The 22,649-nt window shown below is 58.6% G+C and carries 16 protein-coding genes and 3 pseudogenes; 11 read left to right on the top strand and 8 right to left on the bottom strand.

Annotated features, from left to right (window positions below; translation table 11 throughout):
- The first annotated feature begins 42 nt into the window (after positions 1-42).
- Positions 43-1,254, top strand: a complete 1,212-nt coding sequence (locus AC0L7L_RS09375) for an acetate/propionate family kinase (protein WP_272211596.1) — start codon at positions 43-45, stop codon at positions 1,252-1,254.
- Between the two features lie 55 nt (positions 1,255-1,309).
- Here AC0L7L_RS09375 and AC0L7L_RS09370 read toward each other — a convergent pair whose 3' ends face one another.
- The 3 genes from AC0L7L_RS09370 to AC0L7L_RS09360 are packed head-to-tail and all read right to left on the bottom strand — an operon-like array spanning position 1,310 to position 5,833.
- The gene (locus AC0L7L_RS09370; protein WP_473513549.1) at positions 1,310-2,191 is read right to left on the bottom strand and encodes a DMT family transporter; all 882 of its coding nucleotides are present in this window, start codon (positions 2,189-2,191) and stop codon (positions 1,310-1,312) included.
- 4 nt (positions 2,192-2,195) lie between these two features.
- On the bottom strand, positions 2,196-4,592 hold the full coding sequence (locus AC0L7L_RS09365) for a PIG-L family deacetylase (protein WP_473513547.1): 2,397 nt from the start codon (positions 4,590-4,592) through the stop codon (positions 2,196-2,198).
- A gap of 29 nt (positions 4,593-4,621) precedes the next feature.
- Entirely contained in the window at positions 4,622-5,833 is a 1,212-nt protein-coding gene (locus AC0L7L_RS09360) for an ROK family protein (protein WP_473513545.1), read from the bottom strand.
- A gap of 269 nt (positions 5,834-6,102) precedes the next feature.
- On the opposite strand from AC0L7L_RS09360, the gene AC0L7L_RS09355 reads away from it, so the two are divergent.
- The 7 genes and pseudogenes from AC0L7L_RS09355 to AC0L7L_RS09325 form a co-directional block, all read left to right on the top strand.
- Complete coding sequence (locus tag AC0L7L_RS09355; RefSeq protein ID WP_473513543.1) at positions 6,103-7,353, top strand: extracellular solute-binding protein; 1,251 nt, start codon at positions 6,103-6,105, stop codon at positions 7,351-7,353.
- Between the two features lie 14 nt (positions 7,354-7,367).
- Entirely contained in the window at positions 7,368-8,318 is a 951-nt protein-coding gene (locus AC0L7L_RS09350; protein WP_272211588.1) for a carbohydrate ABC transporter permease, read from the top strand.
- Entirely contained in the window at positions 8,315-9,172 is an 858-nt protein-coding gene (locus tag AC0L7L_RS09345) for a carbohydrate ABC transporter permease (RefSeq protein WP_473513541.1), read from the top strand. The genes AC0L7L_RS09350 and AC0L7L_RS09345 overlap by 4 nt, the downstream gene beginning before the upstream one ends.
- Positions 9,173-9,176: 4 nt before the next feature.
- Positions 9,177-10,691 carry an argininosuccinate lyase gene (gene argH / locus AC0L7L_RS09340; protein WP_473513539.1) on the top strand — a complete coding sequence of 505 codons (1,515 nt, stop codon included), beginning with the start codon at positions 9,177-9,179 and terminating at the stop codon, positions 10,689-10,691.
- Positions 10,691-11,734, top strand: coding sequence for an ABC transporter ATP-binding protein (locus AC0L7L_RS09335; RefSeq protein WP_272211585.1), 1,044 nt, complete (start codon positions 10,691-10,693; stop codon positions 11,732-11,734). Before argH ends, AC0L7L_RS09335 begins: the two co-directional genes overlap by 1 nt.
- Positions 11,731-12,668: pseudogene (locus tag AC0L7L_RS09330) on the top strand (carbohydrate kinase family protein). Before AC0L7L_RS09335 ends, AC0L7L_RS09330 begins: the two are co-directional and overlap by 4 nt.
- Positions 12,669-12,734: 66 nt before the next feature.
- Positions 12,735-13,001 (top strand): annotated as a pseudogene (locus AC0L7L_RS09325) (transposase); the annotation flags it as partial.
- Here AC0L7L_RS09325 and AC0L7L_RS09320 read toward each other — a convergent pair.
- Positions 12,969-14,486, bottom strand: a complete 1,518-nt coding sequence (locus AC0L7L_RS09320; protein ID WP_473513849.1) for a glycosyltransferase — start codon at positions 14,484-14,486, stop codon at positions 12,969-12,971. The pseudogene AC0L7L_RS09325 and the gene AC0L7L_RS09320 sit on opposite strands and share 33 nt — an antisense overlap.
- A gap of 770 nt (positions 14,487-15,256) precedes the next feature.
- Here AC0L7L_RS09320 and AC0L7L_RS09315 point away from each other — a divergent pair.
- From AC0L7L_RS09315 to istB, 3 genes and pseudogenes are all read left to right on the top strand, one after another.
- A complete protein-coding gene (locus AC0L7L_RS09315; RefSeq protein WP_473513536.1) occupies positions 15,257-15,631 on the top strand; it encodes a transposase in 375 nt (124 codons plus the stop codon).
- 627 nt (positions 15,632-16,258) lie between these two features.
- Positions 16,259-16,825: a hypothetical protein gene (locus AC0L7L_RS09310; RefSeq protein ID WP_473513534.1), complete on the top strand. Its 567-nt coding sequence runs from the start codon at positions 16,259-16,261 to the stop codon at positions 16,823-16,825.
- Between the two features lie 924 nt (positions 16,826-17,749).
- Positions 17,750-18,375: pseudogene (gene istB / locus AC0L7L_RS09305) on the top strand (IS21-like element helper ATPase IstB); the annotation flags it as partial.
- Between the two features lie 213 nt (positions 18,376-18,588).
- Here istB and AC0L7L_RS09300 read toward each other — a convergent pair.
- From AC0L7L_RS09300 to fhmpcd1, 4 genes are read right to left on the bottom strand one after another with little or no spacing between them, the layout of a single operon-like run.
- Positions 18,589-19,596, bottom strand: coding sequence for a TRAP transporter substrate-binding protein (locus tag AC0L7L_RS09300; protein ID WP_473513532.1), 1,008 nt, complete (start codon positions 19,594-19,596; stop codon positions 18,589-18,591).
- A 15-nt stretch (positions 19,597-19,611) separates the two neighbouring features.
- Positions 19,612-20,883 (bottom strand): TRAP transporter large permease, encoded by a 1,272-nt coding sequence (locus AC0L7L_RS09295; protein ID WP_473513529.1) that lies wholly within the window; start codon positions 20,881-20,883, stop codon positions 19,612-19,614.
- On the bottom strand, positions 20,880-21,413 hold the full coding sequence (locus AC0L7L_RS09290; protein ID WP_473513527.1) for a TRAP transporter small permease: 534 nt from the start codon (positions 21,411-21,413) through the stop codon (positions 20,880-20,882). Before AC0L7L_RS09290 ends, AC0L7L_RS09295 begins: the two co-directional genes overlap by 4 nt.
- Entirely contained in the window at positions 21,410-22,330 is a 921-nt protein-coding gene (gene fhmpcd1, locus AC0L7L_RS09285; protein WP_272211574.1) for a 5-formyl-3-hydroxy-2-methylpyridine 4-carboxylate 5-dehydrogenase, read from the bottom strand. Before fhmpcd1 ends, AC0L7L_RS09290 begins: the two co-directional genes overlap by 4 nt.
- Positions 22,331-22,649 lie beyond the last annotated feature (319 nt).

The raw sequence follows: 22,649 nt of genomic DNA, 5'->3' as shown, positions 1-22,649 counted from the left end.
CCACTCCCAGGGCGGTGCGCACACCATTTCTGGATAGCGATTATGAATGGCACAATACTGGCATTGAATGCCGGATCATCCAGCCTCAAATTCCGTCTTTATGAAGTCGAGGGTGATGATTTTTCTCTTGTTCTGCGTGGTCAGTTTGACGGCGTGAACGAAAACCCTCGCCTTGTGGTCAAGGAAGCCGGCGGCAAGGAAATCTGCAATATCGACCTCGAAATCAGCGCGCACATGCAGGAAGACATGCTTGAGCGCATTTTTGGCGTTATCAAGCCCTATACCGCAAACAGCCCGCTGCAGGCGGTCGGGCACAGGGTTCTCCACGGCGGTGGCCGCTTCGCCGAGCCGGTTCTTCTCGACGACGAAATCGTCTCTTACCTCGAAACGCTGATCCCCATGGGCCCGCTGCACCAGCCGGCCAATCTCGCGTCGATCAAACTCTTCCGGCGCATCCGTCCTGACCTCCCGCAGGTCGCATGCTTCGACACGGCCTTCCACGTCAATATCGACGAGCGCGCTGCGCGTTATCCGATCCCGCTGGAATATGAGGCCAAGGGCTATCGCCGTTTCGGCTTCCACGGCCTGTCCTACACCTACATTGCCGATCGTCTGCGCGAGGTCTCTGATTATCTGGTGAAGAAGCGCACCGTCGTTGCCCATCTTGGCAGTGGTTCGTCCATGTGCGCCATGCGCAATGGCAAGGCCGTTGATACGACTATGGGGATGACGCCGCTTGGTGGTCTGATGATGGGGACACGTTCCGGCACGGTTGACCCAGGGTTGGTTCTAACCTTGATGGAAGCTGAAAATATGTCGCCGGCTGATATCAAGGACATGCTCTGGTATAAGTCTGGCCTGCTCGGTGTTTCCGGCATTTCAAGCGATCTGCGTGTGCTGATGGACAGCGATGATCCGAATGCCAAAAAGGCAATCGACCTGTTTGTCTTCCGTGCGTGCCGTGAGCTTTCGATCATGGTTGCCACAATGGAAGGCATGGAATCGCTGGTCTTCAGCGCCGGCATCGGTGAGAACTCTCCGGTTATCCGCAAGATGATCTGCGACCGTCTCGGCTGGCTGGGCGTTCAGCTCGATGACGATGCCAACAATGCCAGTGAGGAGATCATTTCCTGCCCGGAAAGCCGCGTTGAAGTACGCGTCATTCCGACGGACGAGGAAATCGTTCTGGCAAAGCAGACGGCCCGCGTCGTCGGTGAAGCAGCGAAAGCCGGTCGCGTGGCCGCCTACGCCTGAGCGCTGCCGTTTCTGTTTGAGATTTGAGATGCCCGTGCGAAAGCGCGGGCATTTTTCATTTGTTGCGCCACGCCTCGATAAAGCGCGTGCCCTGCAATGCAATGAGAATGACGGCAACGCCGAGGAAGATGCGGGGCGGGGGGACCTCGCCGAAAAAGAAGAAACCGGCGGCTGCGGCAAAGAATACCGAGAGATAGCCAAACGGAGCGAGCATGCTGGCATCGCTTTTCTGATAGGCCTTGAGCCAGCAATACTGCCCCGCCTGCGCCAGAAGACCGATCAGGGCCAGAACCGGCCAGTGGGAAAGCGGTACGGGTTGCCACACCAGACCCGCGGGGATGCCGGTGATGAGAACGAGGCCGATGGTATAGAATGTCATCATCACGATCGTGCTTTCGTCTGCAAGCCGCCGCGTCTGGATCGTCGCCAACGCGCCGAAGACGATGCTGGCAATCACAACCAGAAGGCCGGGATTGAGATCGATCTCATCGGGAGAGATGATGATCAGCGCGCCGCCGAAGGCAATGGCCGCGCCCAGCCAGCGCAGGCGGCCGACACGTTCGCCCAGCAGTAATGCGGCAAGCCCCATTGTCACCAGCGGCCGGGTGAAACCGAGCGCATTGACCATCACCAGCGGCAGCATGGCGAAGGCCAGGAAATTCGAAGTGAGCGCGATGGCGTTGCAGGTGACGCGGAAGGCATTGCGCAGCGGATAGCGCGTCGTCTTCAGGGCTGCGCGGTTCTTCACGATCATCGGAAGAATGAAGACAAGGCCGATCAGAGCGCGGATGAAGACGAGCTGGATCGCCGGATAGGCGACGCTGTTGGCCTTCACCAGCGCGCTCATGAAGGTCACCAGTGTCATATCGGCAAGAAGCCAGGCAATGCCTTGTCCAGCGGTGTTCTTTTCGTCCGGTGCGGTGTCTTCGCTGCTCACCGTGTCATGCCGGCTGCACCAGGTTCGCCATGAGCCGGAACGCACCGGGGATGAGCCGGTCCATCTGGTGATGGAGAACAAGGCTTGTGTGGGTGTGGCGCCCCTTGCCGAACCTGGCCGAAACCAGCGCACCCTTGAGCGGCTTCTCATCGGCATCATGCATGGCCAGAAGCGGTTGATAGGCGGCATCCCAGTCGGCGGCAAAATACAGTCCGCGCTCCTTGTGCCAGCCGGACCAGTCTTCCGCCGTGATCGTGTTCGGGCCATTCAGAAGCGGGTGCTCCGGTGCCAGAACCGTGACATCTGCGTTCGGATTGGTGACCCGCCACCTGAGCGAGGGCGTGCCGATCTTCAGGTAAAGCGGCGGTGTTGTCTCAGGCGTCCAGCCGTCGGAAGGGCGGTGGTAGAGGGTCACCAGATGGCCGCCGTCCTCGACGAATTTGTGAATTTTCGCCGTGGCAGCGGCGAGGTCCGGACGGGTGCCAAAGGCGAAGATGCCGATGACGATGGTGGTAAAGCCAGAGAGGTCTCCGGAAAGCGCTGCCTGATCGAGCTCGGTGACATCAAGTCCCATACGCTTCAGCGATAGTCCGACATTGTCTGCGCCGCCACCGACATAGCCGATCTTCGCGCCCTCCGGCAGGGTGAGGTCGAGGGTGAGAACGTTCAGAGCCTCTGGCCTGATGAAGCGATTGCGGCCGATATGAGGGTAGAAAAAAGGCGTGACGTTGTACGCCGGCTGGTCATCAATTTCCGGTGTCAGGGTCACAAGCCCGGGCAACGGCTTTTTCGGAAGAGACAGCGCGCATTGCTCTCCGTTCACTTTGATCTGGTAGCCGTCAGGCGTCCTAAAGTTGATTCTTAAGTTTGGATCTTCTGTTTGGGCAGCGAACGAAAGATTCGTTCCAAGCCTTTGTACAGGAACAATAAATGCATTCGGGCTGAGCGCCAATGAATGTGCAGGAATCACCGGAAGTGCGGTCTCCAGATCAAAATGGCCGGTTACTTTCCGGCCCCCGACTTCGGTTTCGAGTGTGATCGAGACCGGGGCATTTCCACCAAGCGAAGACCAGAGCGGCGGGTATTGTCCTGTAAGCGGAGCATCGGCGGCGGCCGAAAGCGTGAAGCGGATGATGCCGGCCTCTTCGGACGGCGGTGACGCTGTGACACCTTCAGACAGGATTGGATTGACGGTGACGGTGCGGTTTGTGTCTTCGCTCAACACGACGGCAAGCACGGTGGAGCCGCCCGGTGTCAGGCATTCGGCCTCGCCATAGGCACGTTCGAAAAGCGCTTCTGTCTCCAGAATGGCAGCGTCGATCTCGATAAGCTTTCGGGAAAGCCGGTGTCCGTGAGCCTCCACAAAGGCGGCGGGGGCGGCCTCGACTGCGGCTTCAATTTCGCCGGAGGCGGAAATCAGACTGCGGGTGATGGCTTCGCGGTCGGGGAAGGCATCGATGGCAGCAGCAATCGCGGCATCGGCAGTCACCAGATGTTTGACAAGTGACGTCGCTTCATCGCTGCACAGGCTTGCGAGTGTCGTTGGCAGGCCGTCGAGGATCGTATTTTCATGCGCACCGCCATCGAGACCGATCAGCAGGTGCAGCTCCCAGGCGTGGTCGGGGCGCTCGGGCCACCAGCCCATGCCTTGCGAGGCATGGTAGTAGCGCGACCATTCGCCGATACGGCCATAATCCGCGCCAGTTGCCGGATCGCGACCCTCTGAGACGACGGTCACGGTTGCCGGCGGTGGCGGCAGGTCGTCGTCATAGGTGCCGCCGCCGCCGGACCATGCCGGCAGGTAGTATTTCGCGACCCGCCACGGCTTCAGCCCTTCGGCGAAATGCTCCGGATAGGCCGTCTCGTCGGCGGCAAGGCGAATGGCGGTCTCGGCGGCCCGCGTCATGGCGCGGTGGTGGCCGTGCTGGCCGGGAACGTCGAGAAATGTCGGGATCACGATATCGGGCCGCTCGCGCCGGTAGGCGCGGACCATGCGTTCCACGATCCGGTCCTCGCCCCAGCGCGCAAAGGTCGCGTCGCCATCCTTCGAGAAGCCGAAATCATGGACTGGATCGTCAGGCCCGTGCCCGAGCCAGTGGATATCGGCATCCAGCGCGCGGGCGGCCTCTTCCATCTCGCGGGTTCTGAGCACGCCAAGCGCGCCGATGCGCTCTGGCCCCAGCACATTCTGACCGCCTTCTCCACGCGTTGAGCAGCCGATGATTACGCGCATGCCCAATCCGAAGCGGAACCAGGCGAGCATGTCGGACTGCTCATCATCGGGATGCGCGCCGGTGTTCATCATCGTCAACGGCGATTTCAGCCGCGAGAGCGCCCGGTGGAGACGGACGAGTGACGATGAGGCCTTTTCCTGTTCGATGCGCTGTCGCGACGTGAGCATGCTGGTTTCCCCGTTGTTTGTTGGTATTGTCAGGCCACCTGCTGGTCGGGTGGCGATGTTTCGAGCTTGGGTGTCAGGATTTCGAAGAGCGGCAGGGCGGCGGCCCCCAGCGCTGCGGTATACTGGCCCGTCTGGCCGCGCATGACGCGCGGTTGCCGGCGATTTGCACGCGCGGCGACAGAAGGCGGAAGCGCTGGCATTCGTGCGATCAGTTCATCCATCACCACGTCCGAAAACGTGCCGCTGAAAATGATGGTTTCCGGATCGAAAATGTTTTCAAGCAAACCGACGACGGTTGAAAGGTGCGAGGCTGCCTCGCCGATCCATTCTTCAACCACTGGATCAGCATTTTGGAAAAGTGACTCTATTTCAGATATTTGCGGACGGTTTCTGCCGTTCTGGTCGAATCTTTCATGCAGCGCGTGAAGCGAGGCGTAGCGCTCCAGGCAGCCACGCTGGCCGCAGGGGCAGAGCCTGCCGGACGGCACCAGCGGCACATGACCGATCTCGCCGGCATTGCCGAAGGCACCGCGATAGGGCGCGCCATCCTGGATCATGCCAAGCCCGATGCCGGAACCGAAATAGAGCATGCAGAAATGCGCAATTGCGTGTCCCGCGCCGAACAGCCGTTCGGCAACGGCGGCGGCTGCTGCATCGTTTTCCAGGGTCACGTTGGCTCCGCAGGCTGCCTCGAGTTCAGCCTCGACATCGATGCCGTTCCAGCCGGGCAGGGTGGTCGGCCCAACGAAACTCATGCCTTCAATGCCGAAGGGGCCGGGCATCACCACGCCGACACCGAGAAGCGGCGCTTCCACGGATTTGCGGGCGCGTCCGACTTCCAGACTGAAGACCGGCAGAGTGCGCTCCGGCGTGGTGCCGGACAGGGGAATGATGCGCTTGTAACGCAGCACACCGGTGAGATCGAGAACGGTCACGACCATCTGGTCGGTGGCGATTTCGACGCCGACGGTGGCGGCGCCTTCCGGATTGACGGCAAACTGGATGGGCGGCTGGCCGCGCCCGGTGCGCCGCCGCCCGGTCGCCATCAGCAGGCCTTCGCCGACGAGGTCATCGACAATGTTGGCGACCGCCTGTGCGGTCAGATGCGTCTGGCGGGCAATCTCCATGCGACCAAGCATGCCGTGCTGACGCACCAGATCGAGCACGACCCGCCGGTTATGCTCCCTGTTGCGTTCAGGATTGTTGCCAATGGCAGATGGCGCGCGTGACTTGTCGATCATATCGGTTCGCTTTCAGATGGTCTCAGTCTGGGGCCGGACCTGTCTACCGTCAATATATTAATTCAATTAGATTATCTTATTGACAAACCCGCGATGTCACGCGACCGTGTTGGAGAGGTGCCGGAAAAAAACGGTGCCCGGTGGCGCCCCGCGACGCGGGTGCCAGCATGAAGCGAACAATGGCCGCTGCCTTTGGCAGACGGCTCTCGGGAACAAGAAAAAAGCCCCGGACGCGGCTAAACGCTCGCTGCGGGGAAGTGGAGATTTCAATGCGCAAGGCACTTCTGCTCGCCGGCCTGATGTCCGGCATCAGCATGTTCTCAGTCAACTCGGCAAACGCCGTCGAAATCGAATATTGGCAGTATATCTACGAAACGCGCGTCAACGCGATGGATCAGCTGATCGAGAATTTCGAGGCCGCCAACCCGGATATCACTGTCAAACAGGTCACCTTTCCCTATGCGGACTACCAGACCCGCATCGTTGCCGCCAACATGGCTGGCAAGGGGCCGGATGTGATGCAATTGTTCTATGGTTGGCTCGACAAGTTCGTCGCCGGCGGCCTGTTGCAGCCGCTGCCGCAGGACGCGTTTCCCCATGAGCAGATCGAGAGCGAGTTTTTCCCGATCGTGACCGCAATGAGCCGCGACGGTGAGTATTACGGCCTGCCGACGGCCGTGCGTTCGCTGGCGCTGTTTTATAACAAGAAGCTTTTCGAAGATGCCGGTCTCGATCCGGAAAACCCGCCGCAGACGCTGGATGAGCTTGTTGCCGCCGGCAAGGCGATTGCCAAGTTCGACGATGCCGGCAACATGATCACCGAAGGCATGACCCTCGACATGGCCGGGCAGGACCACCAGTGGTGGCGCGAGGTTCTGGTGCGTCAGTTCGGCGGCGTGCCCTACACCGATGACTACCGCAAGGTGACCTATGACAGCCCGGAAGGCACCGAGGCACTCGAATTCTACACTAATTTGCAGCTTGAAGAGAAAATCGGCCAGGCGGGCTTCATGGATGAAGGTCAGGCTGCGTTTCGTGCGGGCAAGGCCGGTATGACAATCGACGGCACGTTCCGGCTTGGCTCCTTCAGCCAGATCGAGGATTTCGAATGGGCCGTGACCGAGTTGCCGGCCAATGCCGACGGCATGCGCTCCAACTATTCGAGCTATTTTGCAAATGGCATCGGTGCCAAGGTCAAAGGCGAAGAACTTGAAGCGTCCGAGAAATTCCTCACCTATCTGACCTCTCCGGAAGCCATGAGCGTCTGGCTCGATGTGGTCGGTGAACTGCCGGCGCGCCGCGCAGTGGCGCTGACCGACGAAAACACCTCCAATCCGATCTACGGTCCCTTCCTGAAGGGTCTGGCCTATGCCCATACCACGCTGTTTGTGGACGAAGCCGCGCAGCGCCAGGTCGCCATAGACATGGTCAACCGGGTTCTGCTTAACGGCCAGTCGCCTGCCGACAGCATCAAGGAAGCGGCCGCTGACGAACAAGCCATTATCGATGATGCGATGTAAGCCGGATCGGACCGATGTCTCTTCAGGTTGAAAACACCAATGGGGCGGCTTCCGGCCGCCCCAAAGGCGGCGGCTTTGCCGACCGTTTCTCGATGCACACCAAACGCCTTGCCTGGATCTGGACCTTTCTGGCGCTGCCTGTGCTGTTTTACAGTGTCATTCGTTTCTACCCGACCCTCGACGCCTTCCGGCTGTCGCTGACGGACTGGAACCTGATGCGACCACCGAAATTCATCGGTTTCGAAAACTACACAAAATTGTTCGCCGATCCGGACTTCTGGCAGGTGTTCAAGAACACCTTTGCTTATCTCATTTTCGGAACGCCGATCTCGCTGTTTCTGTCCTTCACCATTGCCTTCTTTCTGGACCGGGTTCGTTTCGGTCACGGCTTTATCCGCGCGCTCTATTTCATGCCGTTTCTGACAACGGCGGCAGCCATGGCCTGGGTCTGGCGCTGGTTCTATCAGCCGGCCCCGATCGGCCTCATCAACGATTTTCTGGCCTATTTCGGCCTGCCGCAGCAGCCGTTTCTGCGCTCTACCACCCAGGCGCTGCCTTCCATCATGGTGACGGCGATCTGGGCTGGGCTCGGTTTTCAGATTATCATCTTCATGGCGGGCTTGCGTGCCATTCCGACGACCTTCTACGAAGCAGCGCGGATCGACGGGCTCGGGGAGTGGGCCATTTTGCGCAGGATCACGCTGCCGCTTCTGAAGCCGACCACAGTGTTTCTGGTGGTACTCTCCTCCATCGGCTTTCTGCGGATCTTCGACCAAGTCTATAACATGACCACCAATGATCCGGGCGGACCGCTGGGCACTACCAAGCCGTTGGTGCTGATGATCTATCAGTCGGCCTTTTCCTCCTATCAGATGGGCTACGCGGCCGCGCAGACCGTTGTGCTGTTTCTCATTCTCCTCGTCATATCGCTGCTGCAGCTTTGGATCCTGAGGGACAAGTCATGACTGATATTCGCCAAAAGGACGCAGTATCGCGCTTTCGCCCGAGGGTGCGGCCCGGTCGGATACTGATGTGGACGCTGCTTTTGATCGGCGGTGTCATCATGATCACGCCGCTTCTGTTCATGTTTTCCACTTCGCTGAAACCGGCGAGCCAGGTCTATGATTTGAGGCTGATCCCGCAGGACCCGACATTTTCGAACTATGTGAAGGTGCTGACCTCCACCGGGTTCGGGCGCTGGTTCTTCAACTCATTGCTGGTGGCGACGATCGTCACCTGTTCCAACGTGTTCTTTGACAGTCTTGTCGGCTACACGCTGGCCAAATTCCGCTTTCGTGGGCGCCGTTTCATCTTCATCGCCATCCTGTCGACGCTGATGATCCCGACGGAAATGCTGGTGATCCCGTGGTATCTGATGTCGGCCAATCTTGGCTGGCTCGACAGCTATTGGGGCATCATGTTCCCCGGGATGATGACCGGGTTCGGTACCTTCCTGATGCGCCAGTTCTTCGAAGGCGTGCCGGATGATTTCATGGAGGCAGCCCGGATCGACGGCATGAACGAGTTCGTGATCTGGTGGAAGATCGCCATGCCGCTTGTGGCTCCGGCGCTGTCGGCGCTTGCCATCTTCACCTTCCTCGGCAACTGGACTGCCTTCTTCTGGCCGCTGATCGTCACCACTTCGAGCGAGCTCTATACGTTGCCTGTCGGGCTTTCGAGCTTTGCCGTGGAGGCCGCGATCCAGTGGGAGATGATCATGACCGGGGCTGCCCTTGCCACCATTCCCACACTTCTCGTCTTCCTCATCTTCCAGCGCTATATCGTGCGCGGTGTGATGCTGGCCGGCGTCAAGGGATAACACCATGAACACCAACGATCCCCAAAGAAACGATACCAGCCGGTTTCCGGACCCAGCCTATAAGGAAACCGTGCTCAAGCCATTGTTTGACGGTGCAAAAACAAACTTCATCGATGGCTTCAGGGCGATCGACCGGGCCCACCTGGTGATGCTTGCCGAAACCGGCATTCTCAACGGTGAGCAGGCGGGAAAGATCGCCGATGCGCTGGACGCGATTGACCGAGAGGTCGATCCCGCCGCCCTTGAATACACCGGCGAGGTCGAGGACTTCTTCTTTCTGATCGAGAAGGAACTGAAGGCACGGCTCGGCCCGGATCTTGGTGGCAGATTGCACACGGCGCGCTCGCGCAATGATATCGACCACACGCTGTTCAAGTTCAATCTGCGCCGCTATATCGATGTCGCTGCTGACCGGGCTCTCAAACTGCTCGCTGCGCTGATCGAGACTGCGCACCGCGAAAAGGCGACGCTGATCGTCGCCTATACTCACGGCCAGCCTGCCCAGCCGACCACCTTCGGGCATTACCTTTCTGCGGCCATCGAGATGCTTTCCCGCGATATCGAGCGGTTGTTTGCCGCGCGAAAGATCGTCGATCTCTGCCCGATGGGGTCGGCCGCAATCACCACATCCGGTTTCCCGATCGACCGGGCGCGCATGGCGGAACTGCTCGGTTTTGCCGCACCGCTGCAAAACTCCTACAGCTGCATTGCCGGCGTCGATTACATCACGGCGACCTATTCGGCGCTTCAGCTGATGTTCCTGCATCTCGGCCGGATGATCCAGGATTTTCAGTTCTGGACCAGTTTCGAGGTCGGTCAGCTCTATGTGCCCAATGCGCTGGTGCAGATCTCCTCGATCATGCCGCAGAAACGCAACCCGGTGCCGGTGGAGCATATGCGCCATCTGGCAAGCCAGACGGTGGGGCGCGCCCAGACGGTGCTGACGGTGATGCACAACACGCCGTTCACCGACATGAACGACAGTGAGGGCGAGACCCAGGTGATGGGTTACCAGGCCTTTGACAGCGGCATGCGTGTTCTGGAATTGATGACCAGCCTTGTCGGGCAGGTGCGCATCAGTTCAAAACGCGTTGCCGCCAATCTCGACCGCTCCTGCATCACCATCACCGAACTGGCCGATAGTCTGGTGCGGCGCGAGGCGCTCTCTTTCCGTCAGGCCCACGAGATTGCCGCCGATGTCGCCCGTGCTGTGGTGGCAGCCGAGGGTGCGCTTGGTACCGATGGGTTTGCCCCGTTCAAAAAGGCCTTTATCGCCCATGTAGGCCGGGAGGCGACGCTTGATGAAGACGCCTTCCGCGAGATCGTCTCGCCGGAATATTTCGTCACCGTGCGAAAGCGTTATGGCGGGCCGGCGGCAGAGCCGCTCGCAGCCGCCATTGAAGGCTATCGGGCGGAGCTGGATTCATTTCAAAAACAAGCCGAAGAGCTTGCCAGCCGCCTCGATGCGGCAGCAGGCGAACGCGGCGCATGTTTCGACCGGTTGAGGGGAAAAGCATAATGGCTTCGATCGCACTGGAAAAACTGGTGAAGCGCTATGACAAGGTCGAGGCCGTGCATGGCATCGACCTCGAAATTGCCGATGGCGAATTCGTCGTTTTCGTCGGTCCCTCGGGCTGCGGCAAGTCGACCACGCTCAGGATGATCGCGGGTCTTGAGGAGATCACCGGCGGCACGTTGCGGATCGGTGACGCGGTGGTCAACGAGCGGGCGCCAAAGGCGCGCAACATCGCCATGGTGTTTCAGAACTATGCCATCTATCCGCATCTGACGGTCCGCCAGAACATCGGCTTCGGGCTTTACACCGCGAAGCTTTCGAAGGACGAGAAGAATGCCCGGATCGACGACACCGCGCGGATACTCGGTCTGACGGATTATCTGGAGCGGCGGCCTGCCGCGCTTTCCGGTGGGCAGCGCCAGCGCGTCGCCATCGGTCGGGCGATGGTGCGCAATCCATCTGCGTTTCTGTTCGATGAACCGCTGTCCAATCTCGATGCTCAGCTTCGTGCGCAGATGCGTATTGAAATCAAGAAGTTGCATCAGGAACTTAAGACAACAACCGTCTATGTGACCCATGACCAAATTGAAGCCATGACCATGGCCGACCGTATCGTGGTGATGAAGGATGGCAATATCCTGCAGACCGGCACACCGGTCGATCTTTATGAAAACCCCGCCGATGTGTTTACCGCCCGCTTCATCGGCTCGCCGTCGATGAACATGCTGCCGGCCTTGGCACTGGCTGGGCAGTCTGCCGTGCCGTCCGATGATGTCCTTGTCGGCATTCGCCCGCATGATCTTCTCGCCGTTGTCGACGGAGCGGTACCGGAAGGCGCGATCGTGACGCTGGAGGGTGTGGTTGAGGCAGTCGAGCCACTCGGCCCGGAAACCATGGTGCATCTGAACGTCGCCGGGGCATCGCTGATTGCCACCTCGCCGGGCACGCTTTCGCCGGCCGTTGGCAGCCGGATCACCTGTACGGTTCAGCCGGGCAAGCTCTATCTCTTCGATGCTGCGACAGAAAAGAGCCTTGGCCGTAAATGACATCCGTAAATGACGAGAGGTCGGCGGTTCTGTGCGTCGGCCGGATTTATTGTGACCTGATTTTCACAGGTCTTGAGCGAATGCCGGTTCTGGGCCGAGAAATCTTCGCCGAAAACCTGACGATTGCGGCAGGCGGGGGGCGTTCATTTCTGCCGCCCATTTCGCCGGGACCGGCCGCCAAGCCGCGCTTGTCGGTCGACTGGGCCGTGATGCGCTTTCATGCGCAATCGAAGGCCAGCTTCAAGCAAGCGGCGTCGATCTGGCCTTTCTGGAGCGCGCTGACGATGCCGGTCCGCAGGTGACAGTTGCCTCGGTGCTGGCGAGCGAGCGCGCCTTTCTGACCAAGCGGGCAGGGCGCGCCGAGCCTGCCACCCTTGAAGACGCGCTTGCCTGGTCGATGGCCGGCCACCTGCATATTGCCGAATATGCGACCCTCGCCGAAATGCCGGATCTTGTCAGCCGTGCCCGCAGCGCCGGGCTCACGGTATCGCTTGACCCGAGCTGGGACGACACGCTGATTGGAGATCCGGATCTTTTGGAGAAGTGTCGTGGCGTCGACCTGTTTTTGCCGAACCTCGAAGAGGCTCGCGTCATTACCGATGAGTGCGACCCGCAAGCCATGTGCGCGCACCTTGCTGAACATTTTCCCGTCGTCGCTATCAAGGCTGGCGGCGAGGGCGCTTATCTGGCAGCGTCGTCCTTGCGCAGCCAGGCACCGGCTGAAAATGTGGCCGTAGTTGACACCACCGGCGCAGGCGATGCCTTCAATGCAGGTTTTGTCGATGCATGGCGGAAAGGCGAAGACCTGCTGCTCTGTCTCTCTGCCGCCATCCGCGCGGGAAGCCGCGCTGTGCAGGTTGCCGGCGGCGCAGGCGCGTCCGCAAAAAAATCGATTAACAGGCTGCTGCAAAACGGTCTGTTTTGTTGCTTCTAGTTTTGGACCTGTCGCAGTTTGATGCCGCTCCTTTGATAGCATTTACTGCAACAAAGGAGACAGGCCATGGGAGAAAAACGGACGGATGAATTCCGCCAGGATGCGGTGCTGATTGCGTTCACCAGTGGTCTTACGCGTAAGCAGCTGGCTGACGATCTGGGCGTTGGGGTGTCGACGCTGGACACATGGATTACTGCCCACCGAGACACGGATGTGGTGTCACAAGAGGATTTGAGCCTTGCCCAGGAGAATGATCGGCCTCAGTACGAGGTTCGCATCCTCAAGGAGGAACAGAAAGGGTCAAATGTCGGTGGCATTCAACACTGCGGGCCGTGTCTGGCGAAGCTGGCCGGTTGAACTCCCCCGCTGCAAGGAAGCGACAAACCACGCGAGGCACGCTTCGGCGCGCGGCGTCTCGGAGCGCACGGCGAAGACAAGTGCCTCGTCGGGGTGAAGACCATATTTACCTATGCTTTCGGAGAGCATTGTTTCACGGGGGCTTACAGCAACGGAACTCAGTCCAGCTTCGCTTAACCTCGCAAAAAAATTGTTACCGTAGAGTCTAACATGATCTGCCTGGCCGGAGCGAGCCTCGCGCTCCCCGGTCGTCTCAAGAGTTTCTTCATCGGTCATATCGCTGCCGGACAGGGGGACCTGTAGGATGGCGATTCCAGTTGGAGCAAGAACTCGCGCAATCTCGGCCATCGCTTTCCGGTCCTCCGGAATATGCTCCAGAACGTGTAGCGCCAGAAGGACATCCGCATAATCGACGGGAAACGGTAGGGCGGTCAGTGACGCGACGATATCGACCTCGCGTTCATCCGCTTCTGGATAAGCATCCACCGTTTTTGAGACGCCGAACAGATTACGAAACGCAAGGGTCGCATGGGATGGGGCGACTTCGACCAATGTCGCTCGCTCGGGCAATCGGGTCTGCGGAACCCACATATTGCGCAGCAATGGTCCCACGAGATGAAGAAAGCGATGGCGCTCGAGCGACCCGCATTCTGGGCAACCAGCGTTCGGCCTGCCTCGTGGGCCGGGGACAAATTTACCGACGAAACCGCAACAACTGCAAACATGGCTGCTCAACGGGAAAGGAGCGCCGACGGCACGTTCTCGCAAGGCAATTTCGCGACCGAGATCGGGCGGCCAATGGGCTACGGTGATCCGACTTGAACCGGATGCCGAATAGAGGGAAGAAATAGCATTGACTGGGACGATTCGGCTGGGCCTAGAGCCGATGAACCTCAGTACATAGTCCCAGTCGACCAAGCGTCTCAAATCTGGATCAAATCGGGTGGCGCTTGCCCGATGCATGATCTGATTGAGATCCACGTAGTTGCTCTGTTTCAACTTTTCGAAATCAAAGGGAACAAGGAACCAGTTTTTCTCGGTGGTCGTAAATTCTGTATCGCGAAGCTGGGCGCCGTAAACGATGTCAATCTTGGGGTCTGCATTTAGAAACTCCGCAGCCTGCTCTATCCATCGCGGCCACATAAGATTGTCGTCATCCAGAAACGCCACGAGAGATGAGTCCAACGCGTCAAGCGCAAGATTTCGGGCCGCCGAACTGCCGCTGTAGGGGCTTTCGGTTTGAAGGACGGAAATCGTGAGGTGACTAGAGAATTCCTCGACCAGTTCCTCAACTGGATCCCGACCGTCATTGACTACAAACACTTGGTCTGGCCGACGGCTTTGCGCCGCAATCGAAGTAAGCGCCCTTCTGAGGCTTTCGGGACGGTCGCAGGTAGGTATGACAACACCCACTGTACCTTCACCGGTTTGGTCCGACCTCTTGGGACCGCCAAAGAGCATGGAAGCGATGTCGTAAAGTGCTTGACGATTAAATTGCTCGGAAGTCTGCAACAGGGTAATTGATTGTGAGAGGCGTGAATGAGCTGCATCCAGTCTCTGCTGACTTTCATCGAGGCGTGAATGGGCTGCCTCCAGTCTCTGCTGACTTTCATCAAGGCGTGAATGAGCTGCGTCGAGCCTCTGCTGACTTTCATCAAGGCGTGAATGAGCTGCCTCCAGTCTCTGCTGACTTTCATCAAGGCGTGAATGAGCTGCATCCAGTCTCTGCTGACTTTCATCGAGGCGTGAATGGGCTGCATCCAGTCTCTGCTGGTTTCCATCAAGGCGTGAATGAGCTGCGTCGAGTCTCTGCTGGTTTTCATCGAGGCGTGAGGCGACGAAATCAAGGTCGGCTTGAGACGCAAAAATTCGTGCGAACTCTTTTTTGATTGGCCTAAGTATCTCCCGCCAAATTTTTTTCAATACCATTTTTCCGCCTTAGTTTTTTTCGCAGACTTGCACTGATCGGCCCCATGCGCCCCACATCTAATTTGAGAGTCTGCGGGTTGGTGGTTGGTAGTTTGGTTGATTTTCCTGGGCAAGTGTCTGGGTGGCGGTCGCATCACAATCTTTCATTTCTCGCCGCACTTCGATCGGCATTTTATTGCTTAGCGAGGAATGCGGCCTGACACGGTTGTTGTTATATCGCCACAGGGCCAGTTTTCGCCGGGTTCAGCACGACACTGTCGAGCATTGTGTCAGCCAGAAACCGGGTACTGTCTCGGAACCGGTTGGCGACGCTTCTGGGGGCGGTGTATCTTGAGCAGATCGCGCGGCTGACCGACGTGATCGAACGGCTGGCAAACGCGTTGGAGGCTGCATCGAAGACAGATTGTGAATTGCGGCGGCTTTGCACCATCCCCGGGATCGGCCCCGTGATGACGGGCGCCGTTGCGGCATTCGCCCCCGACCTCGACACTTTTGATAGTGGGCGGAACTTTGCGGCCTTTCTGGGCCTTGTGCCACGGCAGAGATCCATGGGTGGCAAGGCTAGGCTGGGGGCTCTCAGCAAGATGGGCCAGACCGACATTCGCCGACTGCTCATCGTCGGAGCGATGAGCGTGATCTGCTGGGTTGTCCGAAAGGGTGACAGTTCGAATCGTTAGCTCGTTGCCCTCATGGCACGCAAGCACAGGATGGTCGCGGCCGTTGCGTTGGCGAATAAAATGGCCCGGATGATCTGGGCCATGCCGACCAAGCAAGAGGATTATCGAATGGCGTGACCTGAAACCGAGACGGGAAAAGGCACGACATGGCCGCAAGGCCGGGGGAACGATCGACGAGGGGTACGCGACACGGACTTCGAAGTTCAAGGCAGGGAAATTCAGACCCGGGGCTCGAGCGCTTGCAGCTCGCTGAACCGATGTGAACCCAGCTTTCCGAACAGCATCCGGCCCGTGGCGTCATCGAAGGCCACAATCTGAGGCCTGACACACGTCCGATCGAAGACCCCGCCGAAAAATCGAAGATAAAGCTTGCCAGACAGGGGGCAACCACACACGTCTTGATACAATCGATGCCGCTGGGTGGGGCGTCCACCGCATCAGTTCATTCGGCAAGGGCAGAGCTCGCTCGGGTAAAATCAAAGTGCAATCGCGTCGGCTGTCTGGAGCGATAGTTGCGTATTCTGCGACATAAAGTAACACACGAAAAACGAGTGTCTATTGTTGACCTCCGGTTGAGCAGGGTTGATAACAAGGTTGGAATGAAATGCTGCGTCGGGGGGCGGGCTTATGGTTGTAGGTGTGCCTTTGCGGCATGCGCCGGTCCGGCGAGGCGTGGATGCGCAGGCGGCAGAGCAGGAAGGCCAGTCCAAGGGACGGTTTGTCTTTTCACTGCTCGGCCCGGGGGCAGATATCGCTCCGGTGGTGGCGCTGGCACGGGAGGTGCATGGCGAAAGCCGGTTTGGCTACATTCCCTTCAGTCCATCGAAAGTGGAGGCGATCATTGCGCGGATTGTTGCCAATCCGTCGCGCTCGGCCTGCATTCTCGCGACCCGAAGCGATGAGGTTGCCGGCATGCTGTGGTGCTCGCTCGGCGAATATCACATTGGCACCGATGTCCTGCTGACCACGATCCACAATCTCAATGTCCAGAAATCGCTTCGGGCCTCGCTTGCGGGCGGCAAGGTGACGCTTGGGCTGCTGAAGCGCGCCGAGGCCTGGTCACGGGCCAAGGGCGCGCGCGAGATGTTGTTTCATGTGACGTCGGGTGTGGAGACGGAGCGGACGGAGAGGATGATGTGGAAGTTGGGGTATGATGTAATGGGTGGGAATTACGCATATAGGCAATGCAGGTAAGCGAAAAGGGAAATTATGGATATTATCCTTATGATATACGCACCACTTATTACAAAATTCCAGATTTTGATAAATAGTAGAAAAAAATGTATGTCATTGATTTAATTTTATTCTTTTATAGCGTTATCGTTTTTTTTATACAGAAAGACTTCGAGGGAAAGTATTTATACATTTTCAATATTTCCAATTTGGCAATCGGAGTTATAATTAGTCCTTTTATAGTTTCATTAGTTAAGCAGCATAAGGGTGTGAGCGGTGAGTAATACAAGGGGGCAGTTTAATTTTTCCGGATCAGATCAGGATAAAATTTCTATAGAAAGGGAGTATAATACAGGTCCATCTCATTTGAACGTACAGAGTTCGTTTGAATTTGGCGGATTGAGTCGGTGGAGTTCTGACTTACTTCAAGGATACTCAAACGCGCCACCGGTGGATGTTGGTTTCACTTATGGCGTCGGCATCGCTGGGCTCTCTGCCGACGTTTCTTATGATGATTTGACCGAAGAGACTTCACTTCAACTTAGTGGCTCCGTGATTGGGCTGGGTTTTGACGTGGAGCTAGTCTTGGATCGGAACAATAAAATCATATCGTCCAGTGGTTTTGGCGGCGGTCAATTGATCGGAGGAACCAAGGCTGTGGTCCTTGGCCTTCCTATAGGCACCGAAGGTATAATGCGTGTCGGCCTGAAAACTAGCGCCAATAGCCTGTCATTCGTTGTTGAAACTGAAGCGTCTGTTGGCATCCTAATCGGCGAATTTGACTATAACTTCTCGCAAGAAGTCGAGCTGCTACGATTTGGCGACCAATGCTTCCTCGCGGGCACGCCGGTCACTATGGCGGATGGCGTTGAAAAGTCGATTGAGGATTTGCAGCCCGATGACTGGGTGATGGCGTTCGATCGTAACGGCAACACGGTGCCCGGCCGGGTTGCCGAGCGGGAAATGGTCGAACGGGATCGTCGCAAGGTCGAGCGGCGTATCAAGGCAGCCAAATTCCCGGTCGTCAAAAGCCTCGACAGTTTCGACTTTGCCGCCATCCCGAAGCTCAACAAGATGCAGGTGCTGGAGCTGGCCCGCTGCGAATGGATCGAGCGTCGCGAGAACGTCATCGCTCTCGGCCCCAGCGGAACCGGGAAGACGCACATAGCGCTCGCCCTCGGCCTTTCAGCCTGCCAGAAGGGCCTGTCCGTTGGCTTCACCACAGCCGCAGCCATGGTCTCAGCGAGATGATGGAAGCCCGTGACGAGCGGCGCCTCTTGCGTTTCCAGAAGCAGATGGCAGGGTACAAGTTGCTGATCATCGACGAACTCGGCTTCGTGCCGCTCTCCAAGACTGGCGCGGAACTGCTGTTCGAGTTGATCTCGCAACGTTATGAGCGGGGCGCCACCCTGATCACCAGCAATTTGCCCTTTGATGAATGGACCGAAATCATGGGATCCGAGCGCCTGACCGGCGCTCTGCTCGACCGCGTCACGCACCATGTCAACATTCTCGAAATGAATGGCGACAGCTATCGTCTCGCCCAAAGCCGTGCCCGAAAGGCCAGCTGAAACCCTTCAGAAAATCGCTACGCAGGTATGAGGCCCCCGCTCGGGCTACGCCCTCCCGCGGGCCTCATACCTGCGCCCGAGGTGGCCGACTTTTGCTCCGCCCCGTGGCCGGTTTTTACACCGCCGTTGACACGCAAACCTCCTGTTTGCACCATCGATTCAGATTCGTCGCATTTTTGGAAGCCCGAGAGTCAGAATTATTGAAGTCTGGTATTACTGGGCTTTGGAGGCCTTAACCAGTTCCTCAAGCTTCTCGTATTCTGCCTTCACTTCCGGCTGGCTTTCCAGAAGCTCGGATGCAAGCTCTGCGAAACCTTCTTCCATCTGTGCCTGTTCTTCGGCAGGCAACTGCGTGATCACGCCGCCATTTTCGGTCCAAGTGGCATAAGAGCGGCCGACGTTCTCGATGCCCCACGGGTAGACCGCTTCTTCGGCTGCGCGGCCGGCGGCGATGATTGCGGCCTTGGTGTCTTCGCTTTGCATCTGGAACCAGTCTTCGTTGACGAGGGTAACCGAGACCACTTCGGCGAAGTGCAGGTCGAGGATATATTTGCCGACATCATAATACTTGAACGCGGTCAGGATCGGCACGCCCACCAGCATGCCGTCGAGGCCGCCAGACTGGAGCTGCGGGATCACTTCGGAAAGGGCCAGCGGCAGGGGGATAGCGCCGATCTGTTCCATCGGCTCGATCTGTAGCGGCGAGGCAAAGGTACGGATCTTGAGGCCCTTGACGTCCTCGAGCGTCTTGGCGTCTTCCATGGTGAAGAGTACGGTCGGGGAGTTGTAAATCGCGCCGATTACGCGCAGGCCCTTGTTGAGAAACATGGTTTCGAGATGATCGCGAAACTCCGGGTTGTGAAGCGCCGCATGCACATCCTCGGGCGAGGTGAACAGGCCTGGAACGTCGAAGGCCTGAAAACGCGGATCGACGTTGGACATGAATGATGTCGGCGTGGTGAAGGCCTCGATCGTTCCCAGAAGCACGCCTTCGGACATGCGCGGGATCGCGCCGAGCTGGGAGGCCGGGTAGATCTCGGTCTTCACGGCGCCGGGCGCGCGCTCGGCGAGTTCGTCGGCAAAGACCTTGATCCATTCATGCTGCACGTCGTTGATGGTCGCGGTCGCGAGCTTCATCGTGCTTTGCGCCTGGGCAGTGAGGAATGAACTCACCGTCAGCGCGGTGGCAAAGGCCGCAGTCTTGAGAAGGTTGGAGATCATCGAACGTGTCCTTTTTCAGTGGGGTTGGGCGAGGGACAGGGATAATGCGGGAACATAGGTGATCACGAGGAGGGCGATGACGAGGACCACAACGAAGGGGGCGACGCCTCGGTAGAGTGTGTGAGCGGGTAGGCCGGTCACCTGTTGGGCCACGAATATGTTCAGGCCGAAGGGCGGCGTGAACATGCCGATGGCCAGATTGACGGTCATGATGACCCCGAAATGGATCGGGTCGATGCCGAGCGATATCGCGATCGGCACCAGAAGCGGCGCGAAGACGAGGATTGCGGAGGTCGGATCGAGGAAAGCGCCGATGGCCAGGAGCAGCAGGTTCACGGCCAAAAGGAAGGTGAAGGCGGATAACTGCATTGCATTTATCCAGGCAATCATCGCCTGCGGCACGCCCTGCGTCGTCAAGATCCAGGTAATGACGCTTGCCGCGGCGACAAGGATCAGGATCTGGCCCGAGAGCATCGCTGCTTTCCCCGCAGCATCGATGATATCGCGCAGCGTCATCGTGCGGTAGACGAACAGGCCGATCACGATGGCATAGAAACAGGCAAAGCCGCCCGCCTCGGAAGGCGAAAACACGCCGAGATAAATGCCGCCGAGCACGAAAACCGGCATCAGGATCGCCCAGAACGCGTCCTTCGTTGCCTTGGCGGCCGTCCTGAACGAGAACGAGCTTTCTGAAGGAATGTCGCGACGGATGGCATCCGCAATCACGAACAGACACAGAAGCGCTGCCATAAGGATGGCCGGCAGGATCCCGGCGATGAAAAGCCGGGGAATGGATTGCTCGGCGGCCATGCCATAGAGGATCATGGCGATGCTGGGCGGGATGACGATATCAATGGCGCCGGAAGACGCCAGAAGGCCGCCCGCGCGGCGCTGACCGTAGCCCGCGTCAATGAGCTTGGGATAAAGCGTTTTGCCGAGCGCTGCGACGGCGGCGACCGAGGACCCCGAGATTGCGCCGAGAGCGGTTGACGCCGCGACGGTGGAAACGCCGAGGCTGCCCGGAACCCGCCCCACCATTGCCATCGCCCAGGCGATCAGCCTGTTGGCGATGCCGCTGGAACTCATGAGCTGTCCGGCGAAGACGAAGAACGGGATTGCCAGAAGGGCGAAGTTGTCGAGCCCGCCAAACATGACCTGTTGAAGCGCCACGGGCGGTATGTTCAGAAAGAACAGCATGGCGACGGCGACCACAGTCAGGAAGACGAGGAAGATCGGCGTGCCGATGGCGACAAGCAGAACGGGCAGGACGATATAGGCGAAGATCATGGGCGGATCTCCGAAGCCGGGGCCTTTCGCAACAGGGCTCTGATGTCGAAAATGAGCTTGATGACGCCGGCAACAGTCAATCCGGCGAAGCCGATGAGCAGGGCTGCATGTGGTATCGTCATGGGAATGCCAAGCCCCATGCTGGTCACGCCGATCCGGTTGATCTTGGCGATGAAAAGCCAGGATGCATGGGTTGCGAAGCTGCAGGCGAAGATGGCCGCGAGATCGTGGAGAATATACCAGAAATGCCGGGCGCGCTTCGTGCTGTAGAGCGGTACCAGGTCCACGCTGATATGGGTGCGGGTGAAAAATGACAGGACCGCGGCAATCATCGTGATCCAGATGATCAGGTAGATCATCAACTCATCCGCGCCGACGGGGGAGATGCCGAAAAGGTAGCGGCTGCCGGCGTTGAGCACATTGATGGCAACCACGACAAGAAGCACAATGCCGAGGCCGGTGTGGAGCGCGCGCGTGACGATATTGCCTGTCCGAGTCGGTTTAGACGCGGGCTGGTCGTCAGTACTCATGTGCGGTCCTCCAGGATGCGGCGGATCGCGACCAGCTTTTGCGCTCGGCTTTTCTGGAGTTCGGCGATTTTTTCAGGCGTATAGTCATAGACGCCGCTACCCGACTTCAGACCCAGCGTGCCTGCGGCGATCTTCTCGCTGATCAGTTCCGGCACATCCTTGCGGTCGGCAAGATCGGCGTTGAGGAAGCTCGAAACGGAGTGGTAGATGTCGAGTCCGGCCATATCCAGAAGCGCCATGGGGCCGATCACCGCAAGCTTGTAGCCGATCCCCCATGAAACGCAGGTATCGATATCCTCCGGGTCGACTACGCCCTGTTCGACAAGGTCGATAACCTCCCGCAAAAGCGCGTAGAGGACACGGTTTTCGACGAAACCCGGCACATCCTTTTTCACGGTCACGGGCAGGAGGCCCAGCGAGCGGATCAGATCCTTGATCGCCTCACTCGTCTCTGGCGCTGTGTGCGCGCCTGCGATGACTTCGATCATCGGAATGATGTGCGGCGGGTTTGACCAGTGCATGCCGACCATGCGGGCGGGATTGGAAATGTGCTCTTGAAGGCTGGTGATCGGAATGCCTGAGGTGTCGGAGGCAACGATGACGTCGGGGCCGACGAGGGCGTCGATCTGGCGATAGACGCCGGCCTTGATCTCGGCCGTTTCGGGAACGTTCTCGATCACCAGCTCGGCGCCTGCGACCGCTTCGGCAAGGTCGCTCGTCAGCTTGACCGGGTTATCCGCCGTGGCCTTAATGCCGAGCTTATCGAGTACGGCGTTGGCCGTCGCGATCATGGCGGAGGCGCGTTCGAGGGCTGCCGGTGCGATGTCATATGCGGTGACTTCGACGCCACCGCGCGCCAGCCGCGCCGCCATGCCCGGTCCCATGGTTCCCAACCCGATGATTGCAATTTTCTTCATGATTTTTCTCTTTCCTGGTTGAGTGGCTCGGACTGGAAGCACCGATCTTGTTGTCTGGTGTGTGAACCGGCCCCGCGAGCGGGATTTTTGCGAGGAGCGCGATTACCACAACGGCTGCAATGATGTTGACAATGGCAAACATGTGCCCCAGCGCGAGCGGCAACATCAGGCAGACACCGGCTGCAACGTGTAAGGCCAAGGCACTCTTCGGCGATTTGAAAACGGTACGCCGCATATTCGCCCCGTCAAGACTGGCCGCGGTGATCGAGGTCAGCGCCACCGGTGGGGTCAGTATCGACATCACCTCAAAACAGGGGAT

This window comes from Martelella sp. K41-7 (genome assembly GCF_055808365.1).
Note: the sequence above shows the minus strand (reverse complement) of the source record. Positions and strands in the feature narration are given on the sequence as shown.